4 protein-coding genes and 1 rRNA gene are annotated in these 6939 nt (G+C 62.8%); 1 reads left to right on the forward strand and 4 read right to left on the reverse strand.

Features of this window, described 5'->3' with window-relative positions:
• Positions 1-66: 66 nt before the first annotated feature.
• Complete coding sequence (coq7, locus tag GQ56_RS0138440; protein ID WP_031403688.1) at positions 67-693, reverse strand: 2-polyprenyl-3-methyl-6-methoxy-1,4-benzoquinone monooxygenase; 627 nt, start codon at positions 691-693, stop codon at positions 67-69.
• Positions 694-970: 277 nt separating this feature from the next.
• On the opposite strand from coq7, the gene GQ56_RS0138445 reads away from it, so the two are divergent.
• Complete coding sequence (locus GQ56_RS0138445) at positions 971-2125, forward strand: porin (protein ID WP_031403689.1); 1155 nt, start codon at positions 971-973, stop codon at positions 2123-2125.
• Between the two features lie 482 nt (positions 2126-2607).
• Here the strand turns inward: GQ56_RS0138445 and GQ56_RS0138450 are convergent, their stop codons facing one another.
• The 3 genes from GQ56_RS0138450 to rrf all read right to left on the reverse strand — a co-directional run bounded on the left by GQ56_RS0138450 (position 2608) and on the right by rrf (position 6924).
• Entirely contained in the window at positions 2608-4281 is a 1674-nt protein-coding gene (locus tag GQ56_RS0138450; protein WP_031403690.1) for a long-chain fatty acid--CoA ligase, read from the reverse strand.
• 136 nt (positions 4282-4417) lie between these two features.
• The gene (locus GQ56_RS0138455; RefSeq protein ID WP_031403691.1) at positions 4418-6493 is read right to left on the reverse strand and encodes a molybdopterin-containing oxidoreductase family protein; all 2076 of its coding nucleotides are present in this window, start codon (positions 6491-6493) and stop codon (positions 4418-4420) included.
• Between the two features lie 318 nt (positions 6494-6811).
• Positions 6812-6924 (reverse strand): 5S ribosomal RNA (gene rrf / locus GQ56_RS0138460).
• Between the last annotated feature and the right edge of the window lie 15 nt (positions 6925-6939).

Below are 6939 nucleotides of genomic sequence, written 5' to 3' on the forward strand. Positions count from 1 at the left end.
GAATAAACGGGCGGTATCGGGGGCGGTGAACCCGGGGCGGCGTCGCGCGTCGCCCCGGTGCAAATCTCACAGATAGTACGCAGTGCTCGTCATGACTTTCGACGCGGCGCGCATCAGCATCCGCGCGGGCAGCGGCAGCTCGGCCCCGCCCGCGTCGGTCGCGGCCTTGCCGTGCTTCACTTCGTCGATCCGCATCTGGTCGACGATCGCGCGCGACGCGGTATCGGCCGCCGGCAGCTCGGACAGATGGCCCTCGAGATGGCTCTCGACCTGCCGCTCCGTCTCGGCCATGAAGCCGAGGCTGACCTTGTCGCCGAGGGTACCGGCCGCCACGCCGATCGCGAGCGCGCCGGCATACCACAGCGGGTTCAGCAGGCTCGGACGCGAATCGAGCTCCTTGAGCCGGTGCGCCGTCCACGCGAGGTGATCCTCTTCCTCGCGCGCCGCTTCCTCGAACATCGCCTTCGCCGACGCCGTGCGCGCGGTGAATTTCTGAGCCTGGTAGAGCGCCTGCGCGCAGACCTCGCCGACGTGGTTCACGCGCATCAGCCCGGCGGCATGCGTGCGCTCGGCGGGCGTCAACTCGACGGCCGGCGCCTCCGCCGGCGCGGGCACCGGCCGGCTCATCCGGCTAATGCCGGCCAGCGATCGCAGGCCGCGATCGAATTCGCTGATCAGTTCATCCAACACCATCCTGTTCTCCTGGCTGCATGTGTGCCGTCGCGAGCGGCAAGGGCACGAGTCCGCTGCGTAACCGACTTGATTATTCAGCGGAAATTGCGGTTAACCCGTGATTGTAACCATTGTTGCATAAAGGAAACATGGCGACCTTGAGCTGCGGCATTTCGCTTTGTGGCAAAAAACGGTTTTGCTACATTACGTGCGACTTCTTGCGAAGTTGATGGGGCCCGTCGACAGAACATAACTATCGGCCCCGCCAGAAAAATTCGGTAATTTTGGAGATCCGTTAATGAAAAAGTCGCTTCTCGCGCTCGTCGCGCTGGGCGCGTTCGCTGGCGCTGCCCATGCGCAAAGCAGCGTGACGCTTTACGGCATCATCGATGAAGGTCTGCTCTTCAACAACAACGCAGACGGCAAACACCTGTACAGCATGGCCAGCGGCGTGATGCAAGGCAGCCGCTTCGGCCTGCGCGGCACCGAAGACCTCGGTGGCGGCCTGAAGGCGATCTTCACCCTCGAAAACGGTTTCGACGTGAACAGCGGCAAGCTCGGTCAGGGCGGCCTGATGTTCGGCCGTCAGGCTTACGTCGGCCTGTCGAGCAACTACGGCACGGTCACGCTGGGCCGCCAGTACGACTCCGTCGTCGACTTCGTCGGCCCGCTCGAGGCAGGCGACCAGTGGGGCGGCTACATCGCCGCTCACCCGGGCGACCTCGACAACTTCAACAACGCGTATCGCGTGAACAACGCAGTCAAGTTCACGAGCCAGACGTACAACGGCTTCTCGTTCGGCGGCCTGTACAGCTTCGGCGGCCAGGCAGGCCAGTTCTCGAAGAACCAGGTCTGGTCGCTCGGCGCAGGCTACAACAACGGCCCGTTGGTGTTGGGCGTCGGTTACTTGAACGCACGCACGCCGAACCAGTTCGGCGGCATGTTCAACAACGGCTCCGCGTCGGCGTCGGTCTCGTCGCCGGTCTACGGCACGTACGCGAACAACGCGAACACGTACCAGGTCATCGGTGCCGGCGGTGCGTACACGTTCGGCGCAGCAACGGTCGGCGCGACGTACTCGAACACGAAGTTCAAGGGCTTCTCGGCCGGTCCGTTCGTGAACCAGACCGCAACGTTCAACAACGCCGAAGTCAACTTCAAGTACCAGCTGACCCCGGCGCTGATTCTGGGCGCAGCGTACGACTACACGCAAGGCAGCAAGATCGACGGCAATTCGGCAGCCAAGTACCACCAAGGCTCGCTGGGCGTCGACTACTTCCTGTCGAAGCGCACGGACGTCTACGCAATCGGCGTGTACCAGCACGCATCGGGCAACGTGCTCGACGCGGATGGCAACGTCATCCAGGCAACCGCTTCGATCAACGGTCTCACGGGCTCGAGCACCAGCAACCAGGTCGCAGTATCCGTCACAAGTTCTAATCAGCTTGCCTGACAAGCCGCAGCATCTTGAAGGCGCCTTCGGGCGCCTTTTTCTTTTTCGCGGCACAGCCGCCCGGGCCCGCACGCCGGGGATCTGCCGGCCATGACGCGCCTCTTCGCACGAACAGCGCGCGGGGTGGTGGCTGGTGGCTGGTGGCTGGTGGCTGGTGGCTGGTGGCTGGTGGCTGGTGGCTCGTGGCTCGTGACTCGTGACTCGTGACTCGTGGCTCGTGGCTCGTGGCTCGTGGCTCGTGACTCGTGGCTCGTGACTCGTGGCTCGTGGCTCGTGACTCGTGACTCGTGACTCGTGACTCGTGACTCGTGACTCGTGACTCGTGACTCGTGACTCGTGACTCGTGACTCGTGACTCGTGACTCGTGACTCGTGGCTCGTGGCTCGTGGCTTGGCAACCGAGAACTTCACCTGTCCGATCCGTGCTTGCGCCACAAAACAAAAAAGCCCGGCGCGAGCCGGGCTTTCCGTTGAACCACATCGTTACGCGCGTCCGTCGCGCAACTCGCGCCGCAGGATTTTGCCGACGTTGGTCTTGGGCAACTCGGTGCGGAACTCGACCAGCTTCGGCCGCTTGTAACCGGTGAGCCGCTCCTTGCAGTACGCCAGGATGTCCTTGTCGGTGAGTGCCGGATCCTTCTTCACGACGAACAGCTTCACCGCCTCGCCGGAATGCTCGTCCGGCACGCCGACCGCCGCCACCTCGAACACGCCCGGGTGCGACGCCACCACGTCCTCGACTTCGTTCGGATAAACATTGAAGCCGGACACGAGGATCATGTCCTTCTTCCGGTCGACGATCTTCACGTAGCCGCGCGCATCCATCACGCCGACATCGCCCGTCTTGAAGAAGCCGTCGGGGAACATCACCTTCTCGGTCTCGTCCGGACGGTTCCAGTAGCCGGCCATCACCTGCGGCCCGCGGATGCAGATCTCGCCGGGTTCGCCCAGCGCGACGTCGTTGCCGGCATCGTCGCGGATCGCCACTTCGGTCGAAGGCAGCGGCAGACCGATCGTCCCGCTGTATTCGGTCGCGGTCACCGGGTTGCAGGTCGCCACCGGCGATGTTTCGGACAGGCCGTACCCTTCGATGATCGCCGTGTGCGTCTTTTCATACCAGCGCTTCGCGACGCCTTCCTGGATCGCCATCCCGCCGCCGTTGGCGATCACGAGCTTCGACAGGTCGAGCTGATTGAATTCGGGATGGTTCAGCAGCGCGTTGTACAGCGTGTTGACGGCCGGAATCGTCGAGATCTGGTAGCCCTTCAATTCCTTGATCATGCCGGCGATGTCGCGCGGGTTCGGGATCAGAATGCCCATACCGCCCGTACGCAGGGTCAGGAAACCGCAGACGGTCAGCGCGAACACGTGATACAGCGGCAACGCGACGACCGTCACGAACTGTTTCACCTCCGGGAATTTCTCGTGAGCCGGCTGGTGCCAGGCGCCGGCCTGCAGCACGTTCGACACGATGTTCCGGTGCAGCAGCGTCGCGCCCTTCGCGACACCGGTCGTACCGCCCGTGTATTGCAGGAACGCGACGTCGTCGGGGCCGACCTTCTGCGGCTTGAACGACTGGCGCGCCCCTTCCGACAGGGCGGCCTTGAAGCGCGTGAACGACGGCAACTGCCACGCGGGCACCATCTTCTTCACGTTGCGCACGACATAGTTGACGAGCCACCCCTTGATGCCCAGCAGGTCGCCCATCGATGCGACGACGACGTGCTTGACGGCCGTATTGGCGATGACGGCCTGTAGCGTCGATGCGAAATTCTCCAGGATGACGATCGCTTCCGCGCCGCTGTCCTTCAACTGATGTTCGAGTTCGCGCGGCGTATAGAGCGGGTTCACGTTGACGACCGTGTAGCCGGCACGCAGTACCGCGGCGATTGCCACCGGATACTGCAGCACGTTCGGCATCATGATCGCGACGCGCGCGCCGCGCGCCAGCCCGCGCGATTGCAGCCAGGCGCCGAACTGGCGCGACAGCGTGTCGAGTTCGCCGTACGTGATGCCCTTGCCCATGCAGACGAACGCCGTGCGGTCGCGATACTGCCGGAAGCTTTCGTCGAGCAGGTCAGGAACGGAGGGGTAAGGAGACGCGTCAATTTCGGCTGGAACGCCGGGTGGGTACGATTTCAGCCAAATTTTGTCCATACTGCGCGTCTCCTCACAGATTTTCGAATGGTCGTGCTAAAACGCATCGTAACGGCTGGACCGCCCCGAGACAACAGGGTTAGATGTCCACTTCGAACTTCCGCCGATATTCGTCTGCTCATACGGTGATATTCGATCAAATTCGCTCAATTTCCACAAGGCAATCGTAAAAAGTCGCCGAATTGCCGAGATCGGTCAACGCCTGGCTCGTCACCTCGTTTGCATTCCGGCCGTCCGGCGACAGCTTCTTCCACCAGATCGACAATCCGACGACGAGCCCCGGACGTGCGCGATCGGTAATTCTCGCAAGCGCCTGCATCGATCCGCGGTCGTTGAAGATGCGGACGAGATCGCCGTCCGCAATGCCGCGCGCCCCGGCGTCGGACGGGTGAACGTCGAGATGCGGCTCCCCTTCCGTGTTGCGCAGACTGTCGACGTTCACGAACGTGCTGTTCAGGAAATGGCGGGCCGGCGGCGAAATCATCGCGAGCGGAAAGCGCGCGGCGAGTTCGGGCGCGGCCTCGGCGGATTCGAACGGCGGCAGGTAGTCGGGCACGGGATCCATGCCCATCTGCTCGAGTCGCGGGCTGTAGAACTCGCACTTGCCGGACGGCGTACGAAAACCGCCATTCGCGAACGGCGCCTCCGGCAGCTTGAGCTTCAACCAGCCGGCCTGTTTCAGCGTGTTCCAGTCGCTGTCGAGCGCGGGATCGTCCCAGCGGAGCGCCGCGCGCGCGACCTCCTCGTCGCTGTCGTGGAGCGCAGGCTCTTCCAGCCCCATGCTACGCGCGATGCCGCGAAAGATCTCCGTGTTCGGCCGCGCCTCACCCACCGGAGGAATCGCCGGCAGGTTCGCCATCACATAGGTATGCCCGTACGATTTATGGATGTCCAGATGCTCGAGTTGTGTGGTCGCCGGCAACACAATGTCGGCGAAATCGACGGTATCTGTCTTGAAATGCTCGAGAACGACCGTAAATAGATCCTCCCGCGCGAATCCGGCGGCGACCTTGGACGAATCCGGCGCAACCGCCACCGGGTTCGAGTTGTACACGACTATCGCTTCGACCTTCGGCCCGAAGATCGCATCTCCCGGGTGCAGCAGCGCGTCCCCGATCGCGTTCATGTTGACGATGCGCGGCAGCGTGTGCGGCCAGCCAGGCATCAGATCCGGGCGCAACAATGCCGCCTGGTTGACCGGCGCCGATTCCGATGAAGAGAGCAGCAACCCGCCAGCCCGATCCCGCCACGCGCCCGTTAGCGCCGGCAAGCTTGCAATCGCGCGTACGGCGTTGCCACCGCCGCGAACGCGCTGCATGCCGTAGTTGAGGCGAATCGATGCCTTGCGCGTGGCGCCGTAACGACGGGCGAGATCGACCAGCTCCGTCGCGTCGATACCGCAGATCTGCGCGACGCGTTCGGGCGGATAGGACATCGCCCGCTCCTTGAGCGCGTCGAAGCCCAATGTATGGCTGGCGATATAGTCGTGGTCGAGCAGGTCTTCGACGATCAGCACATGCATCATGCCCAGGGCAAATGCCCCGTCGGTGCCAGGTTTCAGCGCGATATGCTGATGACACTTCTCCGCCGTCAGCGAACGATACGGATCGATGGCGACAAGACGCGCCCCGCGGCGCTTCGCTTCCTGCGCACGCGTCCAGAAGTGCAGGCTCGATGCAATCGGGTTCGCGCCCCATATCAGAATCAGTTCGCTTTCCTCGAAATGCTCGAGGTGCATGCCGAGACTGCCGCCATACGTGTACCGCAACCCCGCGGCACCGGCTGCCGCGCAAATCGTGCGCTCGAGCCGCGATGCGCCGAGCTTGTGAAAGAACCGTTGTGCAATGCCCTCGCCCTGCACGAGCCCCATCGTTCCTGCATAGCTGTAGGGCACGATCGCTTCCGGCGCGCGCGCCGCGATTTCCCCGAGACGGCGGCCGATCTCGTCCAGTGCCTCGTCCCAGCTGATCGGTGCAAAATGCCCGGCCCCTTTCGCGCCGACGCGCCTGAGCGGAACGGTGAGGCGGTCGGGGTGATGAACACGATCAGCGTATCGACTCACTTTCGTGCACAACACGCCTTGCGTCGGCGGGTGATCAGGATCGCCCGTGACCTTGATCGCCTTGCCATTTTCGACGGTCACGCGCATGGCGCACGTATCCGGACAATCATGCGGGCACACAGCCCGAGCTATCTGGGTGGCGGCGTTCATCGTTTCGAGTACAGGGATGGGGTTCGCAGATTTTACGTGGCCACACCGGCCAAGGCGTCTATTTCCTGCGAATTACGGGCTATTCGATCGGAAAATGCCTGGAGGAAAAGAGGGATGAGTTGCGGCCTTGACCGGAGATGCACGCGATAAGCCGGAGGATCACGAATGATATCGGCTATTTATTGGTGATCCCCAGAACGACAACGAGCAAGACGAATGTGCAAATTCCGACTCGGTAACCGTCACGAATCCGCCCACATTTCCGCCGCCGAAATGCAAAAACCCCCGCCTTTCGGGCGGGGGTTTCTGGCTTAGGGAGCCTGACGATTACCTACTTTCACACGGGAATCCGCACTATCATCGGCGTAGAGTCGTTTCACGGTCCTGTTCGGGATGGGAAGGGGTGGGACCGACTCGCTATGGTCATCAGGCAAAGAGGGTTGTTG

The sequence above is a fragment of the Burkholderia paludis genome (assembly GCF_000732615.1).
Classification (GTDB): domain Bacteria; phylum Pseudomonadota; class Gammaproteobacteria; order Burkholderiales; family Burkholderiaceae; genus Burkholderia; species Burkholderia paludis.